A 22027-nucleotide genomic window follows, 5' to 3' on the forward strand; every position below is an offset into this window, starting at 1 on the left:
GCCGGCGAGGCCGAGACGCCGCTGCGATCCAGGCCGGCGACGATGCGGGCACCGTCGGTGTACGGGTCAGCCTTGCCGACACGTGCGCCATCGGTGTACGGGTCGATGCTGCGTGCCGGCGAGGCCGAGACGCCGCTGCGATCCAGGCCGGCGACGATGCGGGCACCGTCGGTGTACGGGTCAGCCTTGCCAGCGCGTGCGCCTTCAGTGAACGGGTCGAAGTCGCCGGTGCGCGCGCCTTCGGTGAACGGATCGAACTTGCCGGTGCGGGCACCGTCGGTAAAGGCATCGGTCTTGCCGACGCGGAACTGGTAACCGTACTTGTCACCAGCAAAGCTGCTGTCCTGCACGCCAGCGGCGTGGGCGGCGCTACCAGCGAAGGCGGCGGCAAGGGTGGCGGCGGTGATCAGGGTCTTGGCGAACTTGGTCATGATGGGCTCCTGGGGCGATGTTTCGGATCGCGTCAATCGGTGTCAGTGGCTTTGCGGTCCTTTTTTCGAGCCGGTTATCTACTAGTAGATAGACAACCTGCCCTGAAAAAATGACCGTCTCCGGTCATGCAATGGGATCGTCGCTGGGCCCTGCTTCTTGCTTGCTGCTGGCACTGCGGCGCTTCCATGAGTCAAATACTATCTACTGCTAGATAGATAGTCAAGGAAGAATATTTCTATCGGACCGATAGGCGGCGGCCTTCCAGCCTTAAGTTATTGATTTACAGGAATTTGTGGCTCTAGCAGCGACTACGCGACACCGTGCCTGCCAATTAAAAAAGCCGCCGCACAGCTTTCGCCACACGACGGCTCCGGACGCGCCACTGACAGCGCGAAAAGGCGGAATTGAAATCCTAGCCAGTCACCGCTGCTACCAGCGTATCGGCCGCGGCCTCGACCCGGTCGGTGGTACCGAAGAGGCGCGCCGCGATCAGGCCGCTTTGCAGCGCACCAAACACCACCTGAGCCAGACGCGGCGGCGGCACCGGGAACGGCGTGCTGCGAAGCGGCTGCGCACGCTCCAGCAGTCCGGTCAGCCACTTCTCATGCATCAGGTAGAAGCCCTGCAGCAGCTTGTGCACGGATTCAGGCAGGCACAAGGTCTCGGTCGACAGCATGCCGCACAGGCAGATCTGGTCGGAGCCGCAGCTCTTGCGGAACAGACCCAGGTAGATTTCTGCCTGCTCCGTTACCGGCAGCGTCGTGTCGATGGCTCGCAGGTGCTCGCTGAGGCGCGCGCTGTATTCCTTCACCGCCTCCAGAACGAGGTCGTCCTTGGAGGGGAAGTAATAGTGGATGCTGGAAGTTTTCACCCCCACCAGCTCGGCCAGGTCGCGATAGCTGAAGCCGTTGAAGCCGCGGCGTCGGATCAGGACCAGGGTGTGCTCGAGCAGTTGCTCGCGTACGGATTGCGTTTTCATAAAGGCAGTTTATCTACGCGAAGATAGACGCTCAAGCTGAAATGCCCCGGCGCCCGGGTAATCCCCTAGCGCCGAGGCATCGGCTTTAGCCAGGCAGGACCTGCGCGGCGAAGGTGATCATCGAGCCACTCGTCACGCAGAGCACCAGCCATCCGCCAAGCAGCAGGATGCTGTCACGCAAACTCATGATGGACTCCATCGGGCAGCGGTCTCATCGGACGCCGCCGTAAAGGGTGGTAAAGCCGCCGGCCGGTGGCCGGCAGCGATCAGGCGAGCGCGCCGTCGGTGTACGGATCGGCCTTGCCCACGCGCGCACCGTCCGTGTTCGGGTCGAAGCTGCGCGACGGCTCGGACGACACACCGCTGCGGTCCAGGCCGGCCACGGTACGGAAGCCATCCGTGTAGGGGTCGGTCTTGCCGACGCGCCTGCCGTCGGTGTACGGATCGAACTTGCCGGCGCGCGCGCCTTCGGTGAACGGATCGAACTTGCCGGTGCGGGCACCGTCGGTGAAGGCATCGGTCTTGCCGACGCGGAACTGGTAACCGTACTTGTCACCGGCAAAGCTGCTCTCCTGCACGCCAGCGGCGTGGGCGGCGCCACCCGCGAAAGCGGCGGCAAGGGTGGCGGCGGTGATCAGGGTCTTGGCGAACTTGGTCATGATGGGCTCCTGGGGCGATGTTTCGGATCGCGTCAATCGGTGTCAGTGGCAGTGGCTTCCAGCTGGTCTCTTCTGCGACTTACATCTACTAGTAGATAGAGGGTCGGCGCTAAAAAAAGACCGCATAACGGTTGCAATGGGATCGCCACTTCTCCGCCCTTCCTGCTTGTTGCTGGCGGTGCAGCGGTTCCATGGAGAGAATGCTATCTACTACTAGGTAGATAGTCAAGGTAAAACTTTTCTATCGACGCGATAGGTGCCATCCCATCGGAAAGAGATCCGTCTGCCCGGATGGACATTTCTTAACATGTTCATCGTAGCCTGCTAGCCTGAATTAAGACGCACCCCGCCCACGGCCTCGCCCTCGCATGCTCGATACGCCGCATCCCGACCCTGCCGCAACCGTCTCCGCTCCAGCGGTGCCGGGCACGCTGCGCTGGCTTGCCGTCGCTGCGGGGCTCGCGCTGGCAGCCGGTGTTGCGCGTCATCTGCTGTTTCGTGCGGTGGAGCGCAATGCATTTGTCACGCGAACGGATGAAACAAGCACCGAGATTCCCGTGCCCTGGTCATCCACGCCTGTGCGGCATACCACGTTCGCCAGCGGCGATCGGGAGCTGCATGCCCGCTTTGTTCCCGCCGCCCGCCAAGATGCGCCTGCACTGATGGTCTGCCATGGCGACAATGAAACCCTCGCCGACTGGCTGCCGGTACAGGCCATGCTGGCCGAGTCAGGGATTGCTTCCTACGTGTTCGACTACAGCGGCTATGGCCGCAGCAGCGGACGACCTTCGGTGCGTCACCTGCGCCAGGACGCCATGACTGCATACCGGCAGTTTCTTGCGGCCGTGCCCGCGGCGTCGCGCCGCGTGGTGCTGGGCCACTCGCTGGGCTCCGGCATCCTGCTTGACGTGGCGCGGCACTTCGCGCCGCAGCCCGACGGCTATGTCATTGCCGCCGGTTTCAGTTCGGCGCGGCGCGCCGCGGTGCAGACCGGCCGCGTGCCAGCCTGGGCAGCGTGGTTGCTGCCAGACCCCTGGAACAACGTCGCGCGTGCCAGCCGCCTCGAACGTCCGCTGCTGGTCGTGCATAGCCGCGCCGATGCCGTGTTCGCGCACGTCCATGCGGAGCGCGTGGCCGCTGCCGCGCGGCACTTGCACCAGTTGGTGATGCACGACGCCATGCCGCATGGCGCGGCCATCGAGCCAGGCCATATTGCCGCATTCTGGCTGCCCATCGTACGTTACGTGCAGGAATTGGATATCTTCCCGCAGCACGAAACCGGCGCGCGCGTGGAGGTCGTGGAAGCAGGCGGGGAATGCAGCCAGGGCCGGAATTCGCTCGAAAATCAGCGCGAAAACTGCGATTCGATGCGCGTGCCAGGCAAGCAGTGAGGGGACGATCCGAAGTCGCCGGACAATCTACCGCAGACTGCCGCGAGCGGCAATCATCCTTGTGGGCGAGGCGCCACGGCAAGGTGGCCAAGAGGCCTTTTATCGATTTCTTGTCTATATTTGTCCTCGTGGCACAAGCATCGCAATTTCGCTTTGACAGAACTGGAGGTACTGCCATGCGTTGGCTTGCAAACTTGTTCAGTCCGCCGACCCCGGAAAAAATCGCCGAAAGGGAACTGCAAGACATGAGGCTGACGCTATTCCAGGCCGAACGGCGCTTGCTGGAAGCGCAGATGCAGGTGGCCTACTACCGCGACATGGTCGCCTTCCTGGAAGACGTCTCGGCCAAGGGCGTGGAGGACGTGGTGGACAAGCGCCGCGCCGCCATGCCTGCAATGTCCGAGCTGCCTGCCGCCGCGCAGAACGCGCGCGCGCCGGGGCTGACCACCGTGCCGATCGTTCCGTCCGCTGCCTGACCTGGCAGTAGCCCCGCCCGCATAACGGGCGTGCGGCATCAGCGGGCCTGACCTGTGCGATACTCGCGCTGCCTGCCGCGTCCATCGGCGCGCGGGCACGTTGTCACACAGGAACACTGCCCCATGAGCGAACTGCTGCCCGCCATTGAAATCGAAACCGCGCCCGATCCCCGCTGCGCCGTGATCTGGATGCATGGGCTGGGCGCCGACGGCAGCGACTTTGCTCCGGTGGTGCCGGAATTGCGGCTGCCCGCCTCGCCTGGCGTGCGCTTTATCTTCCCGCACGCGCCGTCGATTTCGGTGACCTGCAACGGCGGTTATGTCATGCCGGCCTGGTATGACATCTATTCCCTCGACGAGGCCGGCCGGCGTACCGACGAGGCCGGCATCCAGGCCTCTTGCAACGCCATCCGCGCGCTGGTCGCGCGCGAGAATGCGCGCGGCATCCCCTGCAATCGCATCGTGCTGGCCGGTTTTTCACAGGGCGGCGCCATCGCCTATACCGCGGCGCTGACGCATCCGGAACCGCTCGCAGGCATCGTGGCGCTGTCCACCTATATTCCCGCGCCGGCCGCGCTCGCTGCGAAAGCCACGGCCGAGAATGCCGCCACGCCGGTGTTTGCCGCGCACGGCACGCAGGACGATGTGGTGCCGCTGCAGCTGGGCGTTGCGGCACGCGACTTTATCCAGGCGCGGCAGCATCCGCTGACATGGCAGACCTACCCGATGGGACATTCGGTCTGCCTGGAAGAGATCATTGCCATCGGCGCATGGCTGGCGGAGCGCTTCGGCCCTGCCGGTGCCTGACCTCATCAAACGCCGACATCCCTGACAAGATCGCTGCAAGCGCCGCGCGTGCGCAGCAAGCCGTACTCATGAGCCTCGCCCCACTGCCCCGCATCGATTTCAACACCCGCAAGGCGCTGCTGTTCGCGCTGTCCGCCGAGCGCCTGTCAGCCTATTACGAGCACCGCAAGTGGATGACGGACGCACAAGGCGCGACGCTGGCAGGCGAATGGCTGTCGCGCTCGCGGCTGCAACTGCCGCTGTCCGAGCGGCGCCTGCTGTCCGAGCTCAGCGACCAGTTCGCACGACAGCTGGCCGAGACGCTGTCGCGTGAAGCAGGCTTGTATGCCGCGCACGAAATGATGGAAGCGCTCGATCCCAACTACCAGTCGGCCTTTGCGCATGACATGCTCGACGAATGCGAACGGCTGCTGCGCGAGAACGGCGTGACGGAATAAGCGAATAAGCGAATAAGCGAATAAGCGAATAAGCGCTTCTCGCCAGCATTGCAGGAACTGGCGAAAACGCCAAATCGGTGGGGATTGGGGCGATCGCAAGAGATTGCCAGAGACTCCAAACATGGCATTACCGCTGTGTTTGCAAAGGTTGACAATCGCTTTGCGGCGGGGCGCTTACACTGCGCGCTCCGATAATGCCCCCATCCATTCCGCCATGGAACGCAAGCACTGCCTCGCCTGGATCGCACTGAGCATGATCGCAGCGGCCTTGCTGACGCTGCTGTGCCTGATCCTCAATGACCACGCAGAGACCCGCGCCGCCACCCGGATACGGCAGATGGAATTCCGCGTAGGCACGCAGGCGCCGTCGCAGGCGGGTGCGCCCCGGCCCGCGACTTCAGAACGACGACCAGGTAGTTAAGAAGGACAACGCGCAGGCGGAGCGCGGGCTTGAGTTTAGTCGCGCCCCCTGGCCGCGACTGCAAAGAATTGATAACGATTCCGTCGCGTCATGGCTTCGGCCACGACAGACCGGTAGCCTGTGCCAGCGCCAGGTAGGACGTTGCCAGGTGGTATGGCGAAGTCGACGGCATCTCGGCGCGCACCACGTCGCCTGTAGGCGCGAGGCATTCGTGCCATCCCTGCGCATGCAGGAAGCGGTTGCGGAACTGCCCGGCCCAGGCTTCCAGCGTGGCCAGCGACCCGGGTTGTCCATGCAGCGCGAGGGCGCGTGCATACTCGGTCTGCGCCCAGATGCGCTGGGTACCGTCCAGCAGCCCGCCACGCGCGTCCAGCGCCGCGCTGACGCCCAGCGTGCCGGGCGCCACGCCATGGCACTGCGCAAAGTCGAAGGCCTGGCGCAGCGCGCCTTCCAGCGGCAGGTCGCCGAACAGCGTGGGCCGGCTTGCAACCAGCGAAAACCATTCGAACTGGTGGCCCGGCTCGATACGGTTATCGGCACTGCCTTGCGGCAGCTCGGCGATACAGCCGCTCGCGGGATCGACAAAGCGCTCGAACACGGCCATCGCGATCTCGCGCAGCCGCTCGGCGTACCATTCGTCGCCGGTCGCATCGAGTGCCGCCAGGTAGGCCTCGGTCAGGTGCATCACCGGGTTCTGCAGCACGCCCGCGCCTTTCGGGCGGAAGTGCTCGTTGAGCGCGGCGTGGTACAGCCCGCCATCTTCGGCAAAGCGGTCTTCGACGATGTCGACGGTTTCGTCGAGCACTTCAAGCGCATCGGGGTTGCCGCGCAGCGCGTGGTAGCTGGCGCAGGCAAAGATCACGAAGGCGTGCGTATAAAGATCGCGCGTGGTGTCCAGCGGCGAACCGTCCGGTCCGACGCTGTAGATCCAGCCGCCCGCCCCATCGCCGAAATATGCCTGCAGCGAGCCGAACAGCGTATCGGCATGCGCATGCTGGCCCGCCACCGAAAACACATAGAGCTGCCGCGCGCAGGCCATGGCGCGGTAGCGTGCCGCCGGCAGCGGCGCGGCCGTGGCGCCGTCGAGGGCCTCATAGGGCAGGAACAGGCCGGCATTCCAGCCGCTGGCGGTCCACAGCGGCAACACCGTGGCGTCGTAGTGCGCCGTCAGGGCGGCGACCTGTTGGTTGAGCGCGGGCGAATTGAGCATGGTCGGTGGCGAGAAGCAGGCGCCACGTGGCGCCAGGCGCAGAAGGTTACTGGATTCGGCGCAGCGGGGGAAGCCGCGGCACGCGTATCTTGCCATGACGCGGTTGCAATTCTCCGATGGCACCAAGCGCCTGTAGTTGCTAGCATCAATGCGTCCCACCTGCCAACGGGAGGCGCCAATGTCGACCCTGCCCCTTACGCTTTCGGACCATCACCGCACGCTGGTACTGCACGTGCTGGAAGAGCCATCCGGCCAGTACACCTGGCGCATCGTCATGGAGGAACTGTGCGGCGCGGCCGACGCCGACTGCACCGTTGAAGCGCCCTCCACTTACAGTTCGCATGCCGAGGCGGAGGCAGCCTGCTGGGCCGCCGGCAACGGCATGCTGGATGGCCCGCGCAACGCGAGCGAACTGCGCACCACCTGAATAACGCCGCCCGCGCTGCCATGTGCAGGCGCGGGCGTCCGGGCGGCTCCAATCCTTGCGCGCTGCCGCGCATGTCCTAGTCTGGAATCGTGGCAGTGGCAACGCGGGCAGGCTGTTTGCCCGCGATTCTCCGTTCCGGCCACGCCCAGTGCACTGGGCGCTTCCCTGCCACCTGCCTGTCATCTTCCTGGCCTTAACTGACCTGGCCGCCTCGCCGCGCTTGCCATCGGTGCGGCGGTCCGGGCCGCAGGAGCATGAAATGGAAAAGCCGGTCGTCTCTCCGCAGCGTTTCGTCGAACTGATGAACGAGCGCCTGAGCAAGCATCCCTTGTACCAGGAGGGCATGCGCGTCTATGCCATTCCGCAGCACACCGACCATCCGCGCAGCCTGGTGTGCGTGGGGCCGCGCGGCACCGAATGCGTGTGCGCCACCATCGAGAACATCGTGCGTGGCGAATGCGAGGTGTTCCCCGACATTGCCCAGGACTGGCACCGTCCTCGCAACCACGGAAGTCCGCACGAGGCTCGGGCACGCTGAACGCCCGACAGATAGCGCATGCCCAGCGGATGGCATGACGAGAACGCCAGCTACCGCGGCTATCGCATCCATGTCGCGGGGCTGCGCTATGGCAGCCAGCACGACGGCTGGTGGACGCTGCGCGCCGAAGTCTGGCATCACGGCACGCGGCTGCCATGGCCGTGCCCCGTGATGCAGACGCGCTTTGGCTGTGCCGCCGATGCCACGCGCGCCGGCATGGCGTGGGGCCGCGAAGCCATCGACGCGTATCTCTCCGGCCTGCGCGATGCCGAGGAAGCCGTGCCGTCCTAGCAGCGGCCGCGTTCAGACGTCGATGGCCGTGTCCGACTTCACCTTGCGGCGCAATTCGAACTTCTGGATCTTGCCGGTCGACGTCTTGGGCAGCGGCCCGAAGTACACGGCCTTGGGCACCTTGAAGCCGGCCAGCAGCGTGCGGCAATGTGCGATCAGGTCCTCCGCGGTGGCACTGGCGCCATCCTTCAGTTCGACGAAGGCGCACGGCGTCTCGCCCCACTTGGCATCGGGCTGTGCCACCACCGCCGCGGCCAGCACCGCGGGATGCCGGTAGAGCGCGTCCTCCACTTCCACGCTGGAAATATTCTCGCCGCCGGAAATGATGATGTCCTTGCTGCGGTCCTTGATCTTGATATAGCCGTCGGGCATGCAAACGCCGAGGTCGCCGGTATGGAACCAGCCGCCGGCGAAGGCCTCGCGCGTCGCCTTCTCGTTCTTCAGGTAGCCCTTCATGCAGATGTTGCCGCGGAACATGATTTCGCCGATGGTCTCGCCGTCGGCGGGCACGGGCTGCATCGAATCCGGATCGAGCACAGCCACCTGCGACTGCAGGTGGTAGCGCACGCCCTGGCGTGCCTTGCGCACGGCGCGGTCCTGTTCCAACAGCGTACGCCAGTCGTCCTGCTCGGCGCAGACCGCGGCCGGGCCATAGACCTCGGTCAGGCCATAGACGTGCGTCAGTTCGAAGCCCATCGCCTCCATCTGCGCCAGCACCGCTGCCGGCGGCGGCGCGCCGGCGACCATGCCGCGCACCGGGCCGCGCACGCCCTCGCGCCACGATGCGGGCGCATTGACCAGCGCGGTATGCACGATCGGCGCGGCGCAGTAGTGCGTCACGCCTTCCGCGCGCATCAGGTCGAACACGAGCCTGGGCTCGAACTTGCGCAGGCAGACGTTGACCCCCGCGCGCGCCGCGATGGTCCAAGGGAAGCACCAGCCATTGCAGTGGAACATCGGCAGCGTCCACAGGTAGACCGGGTGCTTGGGCAAGTCCCATTCCAGGATGTTGGAGATTGCGTTGATGGCCGCGCCGCGATGGTGATAGACCACGCCCTTGGGGTCGCCGGTGGTGCCGGAGGTGTAGTTCAGCGCGATCGCATCCCACTCGTCCGCGGGCATGCGCCAGGCGTAGTCCGGATCGCCCGCAGCCAGGAAGGATTCATAGTCGGTCTCGCCGAAGGGCTCGGCCTGCGGCCCCAGCGCATCATGGACCGCGATCACCTTGAGCCCGGGAATCTCCAGCGCAACCTGCCGCGCAAGATCGGCAAACTCGGTGTCGGCGAGCAGCACGCGCGCTTCGCCATGGCGCAGCATGAAGACGAGGTTGGCGGCATCGAGCCGGATATTGAGCGCATTGAGCACCGCGCCCGCCATTGGCACGCCGAAATGCGCCTCGACCATGGCCGGCGTGTTGGGCAGCAGCGCGGCCACGGTGTCGCCCTTGCCCACGCCGGCACGCGCCAGCGCGCTGGCCATGCGGCGCGCGCGTGCATAGGTGTCGCGCCAGTTCTGTCGCACCGGGCCGTGCACGATCGCAAGGCGGTCGCCATACACCTCCGCGGCACGGACCAGGAAGTCGATGGGTGTGAGCGGTACGAAATTGGCCGCATTGCGGCCCAGGCCGCTGTCGAAATCGGTTGGCATTGCTGTGTCTCCGCTAGTCGCACTTTTTCTGGGGCAAGGCTATCATCGCACACGCCCGGCGCACTGTCGTCCGGATGACAAACTCCCCGCAAACCCGCGCCAGCCAAGGCTTACGCAAATCTTACAAGGTCCCGCGCAGCCGCTCGCGCCGATGTCATGACCGCATCCCAGAACCCCGCCCGCGCTCCTGAAAGCATGCTATCCGGCCACGCGTGGTACGCCGCGCTGGCGGCGGAACACCAGGCGCTGGCCGCGCGCGAGACGCTGCTGCAGTCCTTTGCCGCGGGCGCCTTCATTGCCCGGCGCGGCGAGCCGTCGCGCTACTGGATCGGGGTCGACAGCGGCCTGATCAAGCTGGCGGTGTACACGCCGGACGGGCGCGGCTGCACCTTTTCCGGCGTGCCGGCCGGCGGCTGGTGCGGCGAAGGCAGCGTGATCAAGCGCGAAGACCGCCGCTACGACGTGATCGCCATCCGCGACTCGCAAGTGCTGCTGGTGCCCGAGCCGGTCTTCAACACGCTGCTGGCGCAGAGCCTGCCGTTTGCTAGCTTTGTCGTACGCCAGCTCAACGAGCGCATGGGCCAGTTCATCGCCACGGTGCAGAACGACCGCCTGCTCGGCGCCGATGCACGCGTGGCGCAGGCAATCGCGCAGCTTTTCCATCCCGACCTGTATCCGCGCACCAGCCCCGTGCTGGAGCTGTCGCAGGAAGAAATCGGCCTGCTGACCGGGCTGTCGCGGCAACGCGTCAACCAGGCGCTGCGCCGGCTGGCTGACGCCGGCATGGTGCACCTGTCCTACCAGAGCATCCGCGTAACCGACCTGCCGAGGTTGCGTAGCTTCGGGCTGTCGGAGCTGTAGCGGCCACCGGTTGGCGACACCGGCCGTCAGCCATATGTCTTATTTGTGTGTCAATCACCAGAACGCGGGTTATCCTGAACCCGCCGCTCTTGCACACTCGCGCCAGCAGGGCGGGCCAGCCACCCTGTTGGCAGGGCCCTGCATGAGCTACGGGTCGACCAGCGCAGTCCCTGCCATAACCAGAACCATATAAAGCCAAATACAGGGATGAAAACCACAAACTTGTTTCTGACGGGTCTGGCTGCCGCCGTGCTGACGGCATGCGGCGGCGGTGGCGGGGATAGCGCAGCTCCGGCTTCTTCGGTTCCGACCACAAAGATCAGCGGCACGGCCGCAGTGGGCGCGGCGCTGGGCAATGCCAGCGTGCAGGCCAAGTGCGCATCGGGCAGCGGTACCGCCACCACCGCCGCGGACGGCACCTTCACCATCGATATCCAGAACGCCACGCGCCCTTGCGTGCTGAGCGTCACGACCCCGGACGGCACCACGCTGCATTCGGTGGTGGAAGCCGGCAGCGGCACCACCGCCACGGCCAATATCACGCCGCTGACCGAGCTGATCACTGCCTCGCTGGCGCAGGGTGACACCGATGCCTTCTTCAACCAGTTCGACGCGAGCGCGCAGGCAAGGCTGACGCCGAGCGGCCTGAGCACCGCCACGGAGGCAGTGAAGCTGGTGCTGACCGGCGTGGTCGACCTGACCGGCGTCGACCCGCTCAAGGACACGCTGGTGGCGGCCAATGGCAGCACTGCGGGCAACGCGCAGGACAAGCTGCTCGACCAGCTGGGCGAGCGGCTGGAATCGTCGAAGACCTCGCTGGACGAGCTGTCGTCGGCGGTGGCTTCCAATGCTGGCGCCACCGCGATCCAGACCGCGCTGCAACCGGCGGCGGCAAGCTGCGCGGGCCTGCGCTCGGGCAAGTACCACCTGGTGGGCCTGAGCTATCCGTCCGGCACCGTTGCCGAAGTGGATGCCAGCGCGCTGACGATCACGCAGAAGTCCAGCTTCGCCGCAGACGCAACTTCCGGTTCGTCGGTGACGCTGACCCCCGATGCTGCCGAAGCGTGCCGCTTCACCGTGTCGTCCGGCGGCTTTGTCACGACGGTGCTGATGTCGAAGTCCGGCGTAGGCCTGGCCGTGCCGGCAGCGGAGACCACGAACCCCGGTGTGGCCATGTTGATTCCCGCCCAGTCGCTGACACTGGCCGACCTCGCCGGCAACTGGAACGGCCTCGGCTACGAGCGTGAAGACGCCGGCTCGCCTCTCAGGCCCAGCCGCGTCACGCTGAGCCTGGATGCCGCCGGCAAGGCGACCGCGGGCGCCGACTGCACCGGCGTCAACAGCTGCGAAAGCTGGCCGGCAGCCGAATTGCCGACCTTCTCCGCAATCGGCAACGGCATCTTCGGCTTCAACGACCTTTATGCCACCGCACAGCCCGTCTACACGTTCAAGGGTACCGACGGCCAGGTGATGGCGGTGATCCCGCATGAAGACGGCTTCATGATCTTCAACAAGCAGGCCGACCGCGCGCTGCCGGCAGTCGGCTATTCCAATGCGTATTGGGATAACGCGGTGATGTACCTGCCCCCGGCGGGCGGTGGCACGCCTGTGCTCACCTTTACCGGTACGGAGAAATGGAGCACGGTGGTCGAATCGGCCGACTCGCAAACCGGCATCTATACCCGCAAGCGCGTCGAAGACGGCCGCCTCGACAGCTGGAAGCAGAACGTGCCGGCGCTTGGCCTGCGCTATCGCGAAGCGAGCACCGCGGCATCCGAGTCCATCGCGATGGTGCTGGGCAACACCGGCCTGAACGTGTCGATCGGCGTGAACAAGGCCAACTTCTTCGGCATCTCGGTCAATCGTCCGTAATAGGCTGCATGGCGGATCCGGACACATGCTGTCCGGAAACGCTCCAGGCCGGCGCCGCCCCGCGACGCCGGCCTTTTTTCCTTGCGCAGCGCAAACCGTGGACAAAAAAATACCCACAGCCGGGTGGTAGTGGGTAACGAAAAGTGGTTATGGACACGTCGCGGAACTGTCCACGGCGAGGATCTTCGCACTGCCGCGGCGCGGGGCCAATAATCTTTCCGGACTAGTCGCGCTCGCGCATCTGCTGCATGGACAAGTGCCGCGGATTCTTGTCCAATGTCTGTCGCCCGTGCCCGCTGCGACGGCATCCTGACTGACCTGCGCCGGCTGCCCGCGGTGCCTGTTCCCATGCCCCACGCCCGCCTGCTGCTGATCGACGACCACACCCTGTTCCGCACCGGCCTGCGCCTGGTCCTGGCCGACAGCCCGAGCGTCGGGAATATCATCGAAGCCGGCTCTGTCATGCAGGCGGTACAGGACCACGCCGGCGCCGCGGTCGATATCCTGCTGCTCGATATCCAGATGCCCGGCCTGAACGGCCTGGAAGGCGTCAAGGTATTGCGGCGGCATTTCCCCGCGGCGCGCATCCTGATCGTGTCCGGCACCTCCGGGCTCGAAACCATTCCGGCCGACGTACGGCGCGAGATCGCGGGCTTCCTGCCCAAGTCTGCCGATGCGCGCGAGATCGAGGAAGCGATCGCCTGCTGCCTGGCGGGCGGCACGCATTTCTCCGATGACGCCAGTCTGGCCGGACGTGCCGCCGCGTCGGCGCCGTATGCCGCCAGCACACTCACGCCGCGCCAGCTGGAGGTGCTGCATCAGCTGACGCTGGGCCGCTCCAACAAGGTCATTGCCTACCATTTGGGCCTGTCCGAAAACACCGTGCGCGTCCATGTGGCCGCCATCCTCGACCACCTCGGCGTAGTCAGCCGCGTCGAAGCCATCCTGGAAGCGCAGCGCCGCGGGCTGGTGCAGGCGGCGCGATGAACGCGGACAAGACGCCGCGCGCGCAAGGCCTGCGGCTGCTGCCGCGCTTCGACGAGCCGCGCCTGCTGGCCGCGCAGATGGCGCTGATCGACCAGAGCTTCGGCATCGCCATGCTGGGCTGCTCGCTGGCGGCCTTTATCCTTGCCGCGGGCCTGACGCTGTCGGGCGACCGCCCGGGCGCCCTGCCCTGGGCCTGCGCGATGGCAGCGGCCTGCGCGGTGGCGTACTTCGGGCGGCTGGCGCTGGCCGGGCGGCTGACCGAGGCAGGTGCGGGCCGCTATGCGCGCGGCATGACCGCCATGCTCGTGCTGATCGGGGCACTGTGGGGCCTGGTGGCATGGCTCTACCTGGACGTGCGCATGCCGGCGGTGGTGATCTGCGTGCTGTCGCTGATCGCCGGCATGAGCGCGGCGGCGCTGGCGGTGTTCTCCGCCTGCCTGCCGGTGGCAATCGGCTTCTTTGTCCCGTCGATCGTGCCGGTCTGGATCGCGTTTCTGGCCACCGGCGATATCGAATACCTGCCGATGTTCCTCGGCACGCCGCTGTACCTGTTCGTGCTCATCATGTTCGCGCGCAACTATTCGCGCGTGGCGCGGCATGCGATCGCCTTGCGCTTCGAGAACGTCGAGCTGATCTCGCAACTGCGCGAACAGACCGCGCGCGCCGAGGCTGCGCAGCACCATGCGGAGCAAGCGAGCCGCGCCAAGTCGGTGTTCCTGGCCTCGGCCAGCCATGACCTGCGCCAGCCGCTGCATGCGATGGGACTGTTCCTGGTGTCGCTGGGCCGCACCGCGCTGGATGCGCGCCAGCGCCAGCTGGTGGCGCATATCGAGGCCTCGTCCGGCGCCGCGCGCGAGATGCTGAACTCGCTGCTGGATTTCTCCAAGCTCGAAGCCGGCGTGATCACGCCGCGGCCGCGGCCGTTCCGGCTGCAGCCGCTGCTGCACAAGCTCGAGAACGAATTCGCGCCGCAGGCCGATGCGCGCGGGCTGGTCTACCGCACGCGCGATACCACCACCACGCTGTATGGCGATCCCACGCTGGTCGAACTGGTGCTGCGCAACCTGATCGCCAATGCGATCCGCTATACCCTGGATGGCGGCGTGCTGGTGGCGTGCCGCAAGCGCCGGCTGCATGCCGTGATCGAGGTATGGGACACCGGCATCGGCATTCCCGACACGCAACATCGCGAGATCTTTCGCGAGTTCCACCAGCTTGGCAATCCGGAACGCGACCAGCGCAAGGGGCTGGGGTTGGGGCTTGCGATCGTCGAGGGGCTGGCGCGCACGATCCACACGCGCGTGACACTGGGCTCGCGACCGGGGCGCGGGTCTGTGTTCCGCTTCAGCCTGCCGCTGGCCTGGACCACGCCGGAAGACCTGCCGCCGCCCCTCGCGCCGCGCGGGCTGGACGGGCTGCGCGTGCTGGTGATCGACGACGACGAAGCGATCCGCACCGCCATGTCGGAGCTGCTGGGGGCATGGCAATGCGATTGCCGCACGGCCGAATCCGAGGACGAGGCACTGGCCATGCTTGCGGCGTTCCAGCCTGCACTGGTGCTTGCCGACTACCGCCTGCGCGGCCACCGCACCGGCCAGGAAGCGCTGGATGCGATCCGGCAGCGGCTGGGCCGCCATGTGCCGGCAATCATCATCACGGGAGATACGGCGGCGGACCGGCTGCGTACTGCCCATGCGGCAGGCACGTTGCTGCTGCACAAGCCGGTGTTTCCGCAGGAATTGCACGCAGCAATCGACACGCTGCTGCGAGATGCCCCCGCGCAGAGCCTGCAAGGCGCGCACGGCGGGACACGCCACGGCCAGGCAGGGGCCGAGGCTGAATAGGCAAGGCCCACCCGGGTCAGGCCGGAGGGCCGGGCACCGCTGCAGGCGTCAGCCGCCCGAATGCAGCGGGGACAGCGAATAGGCGAGCACCAGTCCCGCCACGATCGCTGGCGAACCCAGGCGAATCGCCGCACTGCGCGACAGCACGCCCAGATACACATACAAGCACACCAGCACCATCGCAGTCACATACAGCAGGCTGTCATAGACTTGCATGGATGTCTCCCTTGCCATTTTGTTCTTATTGCTTTACTTCGGTGGTCTGCCGACGAAGCGTGATGCAAAGGCACTGCGTGGGGGCCGCTCCGCCGCCATGCTATGGCTGTCTGTTATCAAGGATAGTCGTGAGTTCGCGCGGGCGTGGCAATCATGGAAATCCCTTTGCGGCGCCGCACCACGAGTGGTGCGCCGCCGCAAGACGGGGCGCGGCAGGTCAGTCGGCAGGCAGCATTTCCGGGTTCCACGCGACCTCCCACAGGTGTCCGTCGGGATCCTGGAAATAGCCGGCATAACCGCCCCAGAACGTGTCCTGCGCCGGCTTGACCACGCTGGCGCCGGCCGCGCTTGCCTGCGCCATCACGGCATCGACTTCCGCCTTGTCGCCGACGTTGTGCGCCAGAGAAAAATCGGTGGTTGCCCGCGGTGTCACCGTCAGCCCGCTATCGTGCGCCAGGCTCGCGCGCGGCCACAGCGCCAGCTTGAGCCCGGACTGCAGGTCGAAGAACGCGACCGCGCCGTGCTCGAACTGCTGGCCGACAATGCCGGGCGTGGACAATCCCAGTCCGTCGCGATAAAAGCGCACGGCGCGGTCCAGATCGTCGACGCCGAGCGTGATCAGTGTGATGCGAGGCTTCATGGCACTTCCCTCCTGCACAATGTCGTGTGCCTAGCGCTGCCCGAACGCGGCGCCGGCAAACAGGTCTTTCAGCTCGCGCGGCTGCGAGCGCCAGTACTGCCTCGGCGCATGGACGCTGGCGCCCAGCCGCGCCGCCGCATGCCATGGCCAGCGCGGGTCATACAGCATGGCGCGCGCCAGCGAGACGGCATCGGCCTCCTGGTTGGCGATGATCGCTTCGGCCTGCTCGGGCTCGGTGATCAAACCCACCGCAAGCGTCGGCAGTCCGACCTCGGCCTTGACGCGCTGCGCGTACGGCACCTGGTAGCCCGGGCCGAGCTTGATCGCCTGCTGCGGCGAGACGCCGCCGGTGGTGACGTGGATCGCCGCGCAGCCGCGCGCCTTCACTGCCCTGGACAAGGCCACGGTGCCCTCGATGTCCCATCCGCCCGGCACCCAGTCGGTGGCCGAGATGCGCATCCACACCGGCCGCTGCGCGGGAAACGCGTCGCGCACCGCGTCGAAGACTTCGATCGGGAAGCGCATGCGGTTTTCCAGGCTGCCGCCGTATTCATCATCGCGATGGTTGGCCAGCGGCGACAGGAACTGGTGCAGCAGGTAGCCGTGCGCGGCATGGATCTCGATGCCGTCCAGCCCGAGCCGTGCCGCGCGCCGCGCCGCCGCGACAAAGTCGTCGCGCACCTTGTCCATGCCGGCGCGATCGAGCGCGGCCGGCGGCACTTCGCCGTCGCCATGCGGCACCGCCGATGGCGCCACGGCGTGCCAGCCGCCGGGCGCATCCGGCGCGATCTGCTGCCCGCCGTCCCAAGGCGCATGGCTCGACGCCTTGCGCCCGGCATGGCCGAGCTGGATCGCGATGCCGATGGGCGAATGCGCCCGCATCGCCCGCACCACGCGCCCCAGCGCCGCCTCGTTGTCGTCCGAGTACAGGCCGAGGTCCTGCGGCGTGATGCGACCTTCCGGCGAGACTGCCGTCGCTTCCACGATCACCATGCCGGCGCCGGACAGCGCCAGCGTGCCAAGATGGATCATGTGCCAGTCGCCGGCATTGCCGTCCTGCGCCGAGTACTGGCACATCGGCGCGATCACGATGCGGTTGGCGAGCCGGAGATTGCCGATTTCCAGCGGTTCGAAAAGATGGCTCATGCGTTGCGGCTCCTTGCAGGTCATGCCGGCCCGCAGCGGGGCCGGGGAAATCTGGATTCTAGGCCGATGCCGGGATTGCTGCCGGCGGCGCTCACGATGCCGCGCGGCGTTCGCCGGCCAGGCTCAACGCGAGCGCCAGTGCCAGCGCCACCGCGCCGCAGCCGAAGATCAGCGCGTAGTTCTCATGCGAATGCGCAAACATCCACGCATAGCCGTAGCCGGCCAGCGCCTGGAACAGCGCGAAGGCACTGGTGGCATGGCTCCATGCGGCGCGCTGCGCGGCCGCGTCGTGCGGCAGCGCCTCCTGGATCGCGCCCAGCCCCAGCGGCGCAATGCCGGGCGTGAAGGCGCCGAGGACCACCGCCGCCACGCCCAGCGCAAGCGGATCGCCGCACAATGCCAGCAGTGCCGTGGCAAGTCCCTGCAGCAGCAGCGCGACGCGATAGGCAACGCCGAAGCCGATGCGTTCGCCGGCAAAGCCGCACACCAGCGGTCCGGCGATTGCGCCCAGGCCATAGAGCACCCAGTACGATGCGCCGACCTCGCTGCCGCGCCCCAGGCCACGTGCGACCAGATCGACCAGCAGCATCATGGGCGGCACCAGGCCGAAGGCATTGATCGCGTATTGCGCATAGAGCCATTGCAGCCGGCGCCGCGCCCCTGCCGGCGGTGCTTTGGCCGCCGCGCCCGTACCGGCTTGCGGCAGCGGGCCGGGCCAGCCGAACCAGCTGAACACGGTCAGCGCCAGCGCCACTGCGCCCAACCCGAGCCAGGTTTCGCGCAGGCCGAACTGCAGCAAGCGCGGCACGAGCGTGCCCGAAGCGGCGATACCCAGCCCGAGCCCGACGAAGATGGTGCCCATCGCGAGCCCGCGGCGCTGCGCCGGGATATGCGGCAGGATCGAGGTCGCCACCAGCACCATGATGCCGCCCCCGGCCAGCCCGGAGACAAAGCGCCAGCCGAAAAACCACGCCACCGACAGGGGCCACGCGCAGGCAAAGAATGCCAGCGTGGCGGCAAGCATCAACGCGCGCAGCACCGTGCGGCTGGACCAGACCGATACCATCGGCCGGCCCAGCAAGGCCCCGGCCAGGTAGCCGGCGAAATTGGCCGCGCCCAGCGCGACGGTTTGCGAGGCGGGGAACCAGTGCGACTGGATCAGCGGCGGGATCAGCGCAGTGTAGGCAAAGCGCGCCAGGCCGATGGCGACGAGGCTGGCGCACAGGCCGCACAGCGCGGCGTAGATCTCGCGCCATGCCAGGGGCTCAGGCGCGGTGGCGGTGGTGCAGAGGCCGGCAGGTCTGGACATGGAGAATCTCCGGTTTGGCCCCGCCCTTGCGGCGGGCAATACGGGGCCATCGGCGCCACGCATGGCGCCGGAAAAAAGGCATGCAGCCGCCCGGCACGCGGCCAAGGGGGCGTGTCCGGGAACTACAACGGGAAATTCAGGCAGTAATGGCGGGGATCAGCCGGTGCCAGGCACGGCGGCCGTGCTCGGAGGCGGCAGGCCGAGCAGCGCCAGCGTCGGCCGCAATGCCGCCTCGAGCAAGGCGCGCTGTGGGGCGGCGCGAGCCAGCACGCGCATGCCAAGCAGCGTCGCCAGCAACTGTGCCGAAGCGTCGTCGGCCGACACGCCGGTGCTGGCCGCGCCCTGCTGCTGGGCGGCGGCGAACCGGTCCCGGAAGAATGCGCGGATTTCGGCGAATGCGTCCGCGACCTTCTGCTGCAGGTCGGGATCGTCAGGCGTGGCTTCCAGCGCGGTATTGACCAGCAGGCAGCCGCGGTGCAGCGGATCCGCCAGCGAGCGCTCCAGGCTTTCCGACAGGTACGCCGAAATCGCCGCGGCGGGTGGCAGCGTTGTGCCCAGCCGGGCGATCCGCTCGCGCATGCTGGCTTGGACATAGCCTTCCAGCGCCAGCAGGAACAACGAGCGCTTGTCGCCGAAGGCGTTGTACAGGCTGGGCTGGGTCATGCCCATGGCACTGGTCAGGTCGCGCGTGGACGTGGCCTCGTAGCCGCGTGCCCAGAAGGCCTCAAGCGCGGCAGTCAGCGCGGCCTGTTCGTCGAATTTGCGGGGTCTTGCCATGGCCGTTCGATTTTGTATCGTTCGCTATGAAACAGATTATAGATCGATCGATACAAAACACAACAAGGCCATGCTCCCGGCAGGGTCAGGCTGGCGCCAGCGGATCCGGCGCGACCAGCCGCAGCCAGCTCGCTACCGCCGCCACCCCGGCAAAGGCGGCGCCCAGCGCCAGCGCCAGCCCCGGACCGTGCGTTCCGCCGATGCCGAAGCACAGTGCCACCAGCGCAGCGCCGGTGGCCTGGCCCAGCAGGCGCGCGGTGGCAATCACGCCGCTGGCGCCGCCGCTGCGCTCGCGCGGCGCGCTGGCCATCAGGGCCTTCAGGTTGGGCGACTGGAAGAAGCCAAAACCAGCGCCGCAGATGCACATGCGGATGCCGATATCGAGCGCGCTGGGATTGTCCGGCAACAGCGCCAGCGACACCATGCCCGCACTCAGCACCGCCAGTCCCACGCCACCCAGCAGGCCGGGCGGATAGCGGTCGGAAAGCCGGCCGGCGAGCGGCGCCATCAGCGCCACCACCACCGACCATGGGGTCAGCAGGAAGCCGGTTTCGACCTGCCCTCGCCCCAGCACATGCTGGAAGTAGAACGGCAGCGACACGAACGCCAGCCCCTGCGCCGCAAACGAGCACACCGCGGTCAGCGTGGACAGCGCGAACATCGGCCGGCGGAACAGGTCCAGCGGCAGCATCGGCGCGGCCCGGCCGCGCTCGCGCCAGACCAGCAGGCCGAACGCCACCACGAATACGCCGGCGGCCGCGAGCGACTCGTGCAGCGGCGCGCGCTGCGCGCCTTCGCCCAGTGCGAAGATCAGCGCGGCAAAGGCCACCACGTTGAGCAGTGCCGCGACCCGGTCGAATGCTTGCGTGCCGCGCGGCGTCTGCGGCAGCGCGCCGCGCGCGATCCCCAACGCCAGCAGCCCGATCGGCAGGTTGACGGCGAACAGCCACGGCCACGTGCCGAACGACAGGATCACTGACGCCACCGTCGGCCCGATCGCGAACGACACGCCAACCACCAGTGCATTCAATCCCAGCCCGCGCCCCAGCCTGTGCATCGGAAAGATGGAACTGATCAGCGCCGTGTTGACGCTCATGATCGCGGCCGCACCGATGCCTTGCAGCGCACGTGCCGCCGCCAGCGTGGGCAACGACCACGCCAGCGCGCATACGACCGACGCGGCGGTGAACACCGCGACGCCGCCGAGATAGATGCGCCGGTGCCCCAGGATGCCGCCCAGCGCCGCGAACGGCAGCAGCGTGGCAACCATGGCCAGCTGGTACGCATTGATCACCCATACCGACGCCGCCGGCGTGGCGCGCAGGTCGGCGGCGATCGACGGCAGCGCCGTATTGGCGATGGCGGTATCGAGGGTCGCCAGGGCGACGGCGATCAGGATGGCGGCCATGCCGCGGCGCTCGCGCGCCGTCATGGCATTGTCTGCGGCGGCGGCAGACGCGGAAGGAAGGGGCGCTGTGTTGGACACTGTCGTTGCCGGTTACCGGGGGCCGCCCGCAGCGGCACCAGACCGACACGATACGGGAAAACGCTTCAGCGTGCTGAAGGCGGCTTCATATGTATGCACATTACCCACGGGATTCCCGGCCGCCGCCGTGCCATTTGCCAGGTCACTCCAGCGTGATGCCCTCACGCTGGATCACCGCAGTCCAGCTGGCCTCTTCCTTCTCCACGCGCTTCGCGAAGTTTGCCGGGTCGATCATCACGACATCGCCTTGCTGGCCCAGCGCTGTCCTCGCCTTGGTGTCTTCGAGCAGCCCCTGCGTGACGGCATGGAGCTTCTGGACGATCTGCGGCGGCGTGCCGGCCGGTGCCAGCATGCCGATCCAGAAGGTCACGTTGAAGGGCGAGATGCCAAGCTCCTCCAGCGTCGGTACATCCGGCAACTGCGTCATGCGTTTCGAGGCGCTGACGGCGATGGGCTTCAGCTTGCCTGCCTTGATCTGAGGCAGCGCCGTCCAGGTGTCGAAGGCTGTATCCAGCTCGCCGCTGATCACGGCCAGTTGCGCCTGCGCTGCGGACTTGTACGGAATGTGCGTGGTCTTGATCTTCACCCGGTTGTTCAGCATGGCGAAGCTGAGATGCGCGATATTGCCCGGTCCGGCCGAGCCATAGCTGACCTTGCCGGGATGCTGCGTCGCGTAGCGCACGAGCTCCGGTACCGAACCGACCGAGTTCTTCTGCGACCAGTCCGGATTGGTGACGAGGATGAACGGCGCCTCGAGCACCAGGGTGACCGGCGTGAAGTCCTTCGGCGAGTAAGTGCCTTTCTTGTAGATCTGCGGGTTGATGGTGATGCTGCTGGAGTTGGTGACCAGCAAGGTATACCCGTCGGGCGCGGCCTTGGCGGCTTCGCCGACACCGATCAGCCCGTTCGCGCCCGCCTTGTTTTCCACGACCACGGGCTGGCCGAGGGACCTGGTCAGGCGCTCCGAAAGCACCCGCGCCACGGTATCCGTGAACGACCCCGCCGGAAACGGGACGATCATCCGGATCGGCTTGCTGGGCCAGCCGTTGTTTTGCGCCGCAGCCGGCGCGGCCATCGTCGCGGCCAGGATGCCCAGCGCGGCTGCCGCCATGCTGAATTTGCCGGCCTTTGCGCTTGCCTGGCAGCGCTGAATCCATGTTGGCTTGTTCATGTC

At 66.9% G+C, this 22027-nt stretch carries 24 protein-coding genes; 12 read left to right on the forward strand and 12 right to left on the reverse strand.

All coding sequences use genetic code 11. From position 1 onward, the window contains the following. The 3 genes from J8I82_RS29035 to J8I82_RS29045 all read right to left on the reverse strand — a co-directional run. Positions 1-431: copper resistance protein CopQ (locus J8I82_RS29035; protein ID WP_245180232.1), on the reverse strand; the 431-nt coding region annotated here is incomplete at its 3' end. Between the two features lie 413 nt (positions 432-844). Further along, complete coding sequence (locus J8I82_RS29040; RefSeq protein WP_209762689.1) at positions 845-1411, reverse strand: TetR/AcrR family transcriptional regulator; 567 nt, start codon at positions 1409-1411, stop codon at positions 845-847. A 266-nt stretch (positions 1412-1677) separates the two neighbouring features. Continuing rightward, entirely contained in the window at positions 1678-2070 is a 393-nt protein-coding gene (locus tag J8I82_RS29045) for a hypothetical protein (RefSeq protein ID WP_209762692.1), read from the reverse strand. Between the two features lie 368 nt (positions 2071-2438). Here J8I82_RS29045 and J8I82_RS29050 point away from each other — a divergent pair, with 368 nt between their 5' ends. The 5 genes from J8I82_RS29050 to J8I82_RS29070 all read left to right on the forward strand — a co-directional run bounded on the left by J8I82_RS29050 (position 2439) and on the right by J8I82_RS29070 (position 5602). Continuing rightward, positions 2439-3461, forward strand: a complete 1023-nt coding sequence (locus J8I82_RS29050; RefSeq protein ID WP_209762695.1) for an alpha/beta hydrolase — start codon at positions 2439-2441, stop codon at positions 3459-3461. Positions 3462-3637: 176 nt separating this feature from the next. Continuing rightward, positions 3638-3937: a hypothetical protein gene (locus J8I82_RS29055; protein ID WP_209762698.1), complete on the forward strand. Its 300-nt coding sequence runs from the start codon at positions 3638-3640 to the stop codon at positions 3935-3937. Positions 3938-4060: 123 nt separating this feature from the next. Next, positions 4061-4744 carry an alpha/beta hydrolase gene (locus J8I82_RS29060; protein ID WP_209762701.1) on the forward strand — a complete coding sequence of 228 codons (684 nt, stop codon included), beginning with the start codon at positions 4061-4063 and terminating at the stop codon, positions 4742-4744. A gap of 68 nt (positions 4745-4812) precedes the next feature. Then, on the forward strand, positions 4813-5181 hold the full coding sequence (locus tag J8I82_RS29065) for a hypothetical protein (RefSeq protein WP_209762704.1): 369 nt from the start codon (positions 4813-4815) through the stop codon (positions 5179-5181). A 214-nt stretch (positions 5182-5395) separates the two neighbouring features. Beyond that, on the forward strand, positions 5396-5602 hold the full coding sequence (locus J8I82_RS29070; RefSeq protein WP_209762848.1) for a hypothetical protein: 207 nt from the start codon (positions 5396-5398) through the stop codon (positions 5600-5602). Between the two features lie 88 nt (positions 5603-5690). On the opposite strand, the gene J8I82_RS29075 is transcribed toward J8I82_RS29070, so the two are convergent. After that, positions 5691-6812 carry an AGE family epimerase/isomerase gene (locus J8I82_RS29075; protein WP_209762707.1) on the reverse strand — a complete coding sequence of 374 codons (1122 nt, stop codon included), beginning with the start codon at positions 6810-6812 and terminating at the stop codon, positions 5691-5693. Positions 6813-6990: 178 nt separating this feature from the next. On the opposite strand from J8I82_RS29075, the gene J8I82_RS29080 reads away from it, so the two are divergent. From J8I82_RS29080 to J8I82_RS29090, 3 genes are all read left to right on the forward strand, one after another. Further along, positions 6991-7239 (forward strand): hypothetical protein, encoded by a 249-nt coding sequence (locus J8I82_RS29080; RefSeq protein ID WP_209762709.1) that lies wholly within the window; start codon positions 6991-6993, stop codon positions 7237-7239. Positions 7240-7498: 259 nt separating this feature from the next. Next, positions 7499-7777 (forward strand): hypothetical protein, encoded by a 279-nt coding sequence (locus J8I82_RS29085; protein ID WP_209762711.1) that lies wholly within the window; start codon positions 7499-7501, stop codon positions 7775-7777. A gap of 18 nt (positions 7778-7795) precedes the next feature. After that, the gene (locus tag J8I82_RS29090; protein WP_209762714.1) at positions 7796-8068 is read left to right on the forward strand and encodes a DUF6566 family protein; all 273 of its coding nucleotides are present in this window, start codon (positions 7796-7798) and stop codon (positions 8066-8068) included. A gap of 12 nt (positions 8069-8080) precedes the next feature. On the opposite strand, the gene J8I82_RS29095 is transcribed toward J8I82_RS29090, so the two are convergent. Next, a complete protein-coding gene (locus tag J8I82_RS29095) occupies positions 8081-9715 on the reverse strand; it encodes an acyl-CoA synthetase (RefSeq protein WP_209762717.1) in 1635 nt (544 codons plus the stop codon). Positions 9716-9871: 156 nt separating this feature from the next. On the opposite strand from J8I82_RS29095, the gene J8I82_RS29100 reads away from it, so the two are divergent. The 4 genes from J8I82_RS29100 to J8I82_RS29115 all read left to right on the forward strand — a co-directional run bounded on the left by J8I82_RS29100 (position 9872) and on the right by J8I82_RS29115 (position 15279). Further along, the gene (locus J8I82_RS29100; RefSeq protein WP_209762720.1) at positions 9872-10576 is read left to right on the forward strand and encodes a Crp/Fnr family transcriptional regulator; all 705 of its coding nucleotides are present in this window, start codon (positions 9872-9874) and stop codon (positions 10574-10576) included. Positions 10577-10783: 207 nt separating this feature from the next. Next, the gene (locus tag J8I82_RS29105; protein WP_209762723.1) at positions 10784-12448 is read left to right on the forward strand and encodes a hypothetical protein; all 1665 of its coding nucleotides are present in this window, start codon (positions 10784-10786) and stop codon (positions 12446-12448) included. Between the two features lie 348 nt (positions 12449-12796). Further along, positions 12797-13435: a response regulator gene (locus J8I82_RS29110; RefSeq protein WP_209762837.1), complete on the forward strand. Its 639-nt coding sequence runs from the start codon at positions 12797-12799 to the stop codon at positions 13433-13435. After that, the gene (locus J8I82_RS29115; RefSeq protein ID WP_209762726.1) at positions 13432-15279 is read left to right on the forward strand and encodes an ATP-binding response regulator; all 1848 of its coding nucleotides are present in this window, start codon (positions 13432-13434) and stop codon (positions 15277-15279) included. Before J8I82_RS29110 ends, J8I82_RS29115 begins: the two co-directional genes overlap by 4 nt. 48 nt (positions 15280-15327) lie before the next feature. Here J8I82_RS29115 and J8I82_RS29120 read toward each other — a convergent pair whose 3' ends face one another. The 7 genes from J8I82_RS29120 to J8I82_RS29150 form a co-directional block, all read right to left on the reverse strand. Further along, a complete protein-coding gene (locus J8I82_RS29120) occupies positions 15328-15495 on the reverse strand; it encodes a hypothetical protein (protein WP_165971435.1) in 168 nt (55 codons plus the stop codon). A gap of 217 nt (positions 15496-15712) precedes the next feature. After that, positions 15713-16135 (reverse strand): VOC family protein, encoded by a 423-nt coding sequence (locus J8I82_RS29125; RefSeq protein ID WP_209762729.1) that lies wholly within the window; start codon positions 16133-16135, stop codon positions 15713-15715. Between the two features lie 30 nt (positions 16136-16165). Continuing rightward, positions 16166-17281, reverse strand: coding sequence for an NADH:flavin oxidoreductase/NADH oxidase (locus J8I82_RS29130; RefSeq protein WP_209762731.1), 1116 nt, complete (start codon positions 17279-17281; stop codon positions 16166-16168). A gap of 91 nt (positions 17282-17372) precedes the next feature. Then, entirely contained in the window at positions 17373-18590 is a 1218-nt protein-coding gene (locus J8I82_RS29135) for a YbfB/YjiJ family MFS transporter (RefSeq protein WP_209762734.1), read from the reverse strand. A gap of 156 nt (positions 18591-18746) precedes the next feature. Next, positions 18747-19367 (reverse strand): TetR/AcrR family transcriptional regulator, encoded by a 621-nt coding sequence (locus tag J8I82_RS29140; RefSeq protein WP_209762737.1) that lies wholly within the window; start codon positions 19365-19367, stop codon positions 18747-18749. A gap of 85 nt (positions 19368-19452) precedes the next feature. Continuing rightward, complete coding sequence (locus J8I82_RS29145) at positions 19453-20799, reverse strand: MFS transporter (RefSeq protein WP_209762740.1); 1347 nt, start codon at positions 20797-20799, stop codon at positions 19453-19455. A gap of 196 nt (positions 20800-20995) precedes the next feature. After that, entirely contained in the window at positions 20996-22024 is a 1029-nt protein-coding gene (locus J8I82_RS29150) for a tripartite tricarboxylate transporter substrate binding protein (RefSeq protein WP_209762743.1), read from the reverse strand. Positions 22025-22027 lie beyond the last annotated feature (3 nt).

The organism is Cupriavidus consociatus (assembly GCF_017814975.1).
Classification (GTDB): domain Bacteria; phylum Pseudomonadota; class Gammaproteobacteria; order Burkholderiales; family Burkholderiaceae; genus Cupriavidus; species Cupriavidus consociatus.

Excerpts from the sequence above, each read along its gene's own strand:
- J8I82_RS29040 (WP_209762689.1), bottom strand. The coding sequence starts at position 1,411 with ATGAAAACGCAATCCGTACGCGAGCAACTGCTCGAGCACACCCTGGTC.
- J8I82_RS29045 (WP_209762692.1), bottom strand. The coding sequence starts at position 2,070 with ATGACCAAGTTCGCCAAGACCCTGATCACCGCCGCCACCCTTGCCGCC.
- J8I82_RS29050 (WP_209762695.1), top strand. The coding sequence starts at position 2,439 with ATGCTCGATACGCCGCATCCCGACCCTGCCGCAACCGTCTCCGCTCCA.
- J8I82_RS29055 (WP_209762698.1), top strand. The coding sequence starts at position 3,638 with ATGCGTTGGCTTGCAAACTTGTTCAGTCCGCCGACCCCGGAAAAAATC.
- J8I82_RS29060 (WP_209762701.1), top strand. The coding sequence starts at position 4,061 with ATGAGCGAACTGCTGCCCGCCATTGAAATCGAAACCGCGCCCGATCCC.
- J8I82_RS29065 (WP_209762704.1), top strand. The coding sequence starts at position 4,813 with ATGAGCCTCGCCCCACTGCCCCGCATCGATTTCAACACCCGCAAGGCG.
- J8I82_RS29070 (WP_209762848.1), top strand. The coding sequence starts at position 5,396 with ATGGAACGCAAGCACTGCCTCGCCTGGATCGCACTGAGCATGATCGCA.
- J8I82_RS29075 (WP_209762707.1), bottom strand. The coding sequence starts at position 6,812 with ATGCTCAATTCGCCCGCGCTCAACCAACAGGTCGCCGCCCTGACGGCG.
- J8I82_RS29080 (WP_209762709.1), top strand. The coding sequence starts at position 6,991 with ATGTCGACCCTGCCCCTTACGCTTTCGGACCATCACCGCACGCTGGTA.
- J8I82_RS29085 (WP_209762711.1), top strand. The coding sequence starts at position 7,499 with ATGGAAAAGCCGGTCGTCTCTCCGCAGCGTTTCGTCGAACTGATGAAC.
- J8I82_RS29090 (WP_209762714.1), top strand. The coding sequence starts at position 7,796 with ATGCCCAGCGGATGGCATGACGAGAACGCCAGCTACCGCGGCTATCGC.
- J8I82_RS29095 (WP_209762717.1), bottom strand. The coding sequence starts at position 9,715 with ATGCCAACCGATTTCGACAGCGGCCTGGGCCGCAATGCGGCCAATTTC.
- J8I82_RS29100 (WP_209762720.1), top strand. The coding sequence starts at position 9,872 with ATGACCGCATCCCAGAACCCCGCCCGCGCTCCTGAAAGCATGCTATCC.
- J8I82_RS29105 (WP_209762723.1), top strand. The coding sequence starts at position 10,784 with ATGAAAACCACAAACTTGTTTCTGACGGGTCTGGCTGCCGCCGTGCTG.
- J8I82_RS29110 (WP_209762837.1), top strand. The coding sequence starts at position 12,797 with ATGCCCCACGCCCGCCTGCTGCTGATCGACGACCACACCCTGTTCCGC.
- J8I82_RS29115 (WP_209762726.1), top strand. The coding sequence starts at position 13,432 with ATGAACGCGGACAAGACGCCGCGCGCGCAAGGCCTGCGGCTGCTGCCG.
- J8I82_RS29120 (WP_165971435.1), bottom strand. The coding sequence starts at position 15,495 with ATGCAAGTCTATGACAGCCTGCTGTATGTGACTGCGATGGTGCTGGTG.
- J8I82_RS29125 (WP_209762729.1), bottom strand. The coding sequence starts at position 16,135 with ATGAAGCCTCGCATCACACTGATCACGCTCGGCGTCGACGATCTGGAC.
- J8I82_RS29130 (WP_209762731.1), bottom strand. The coding sequence starts at position 17,281 with ATGAGCCATCTTTTCGAACCGCTGGAAATCGGCAATCTCCGGCTCGCC.
- J8I82_RS29135 (WP_209762734.1), bottom strand. The coding sequence starts at position 18,590 with ATGTCCAGACCTGCCGGCCTCTGCACCACCGCCACCGCGCCTGAGCCC.
- J8I82_RS29140 (WP_209762737.1), bottom strand. The coding sequence starts at position 19,367 with ATGGCAAGACCCCGCAAATTCGACGAACAGGCCGCGCTGACTGCCGCG.
- J8I82_RS29145 (WP_209762740.1), bottom strand. The coding sequence starts at position 20,799 with ATGACGGCGCGCGAGCGCCGCGGCATGGCCGCCATCCTGATCGCCGTC.
- J8I82_RS29150 (WP_209762743.1), bottom strand. The coding sequence starts at position 22,024 with ATGAACAAGCCAACATGGATTCAGCGCTGCCAGGCAAGCGCAAAGGCC.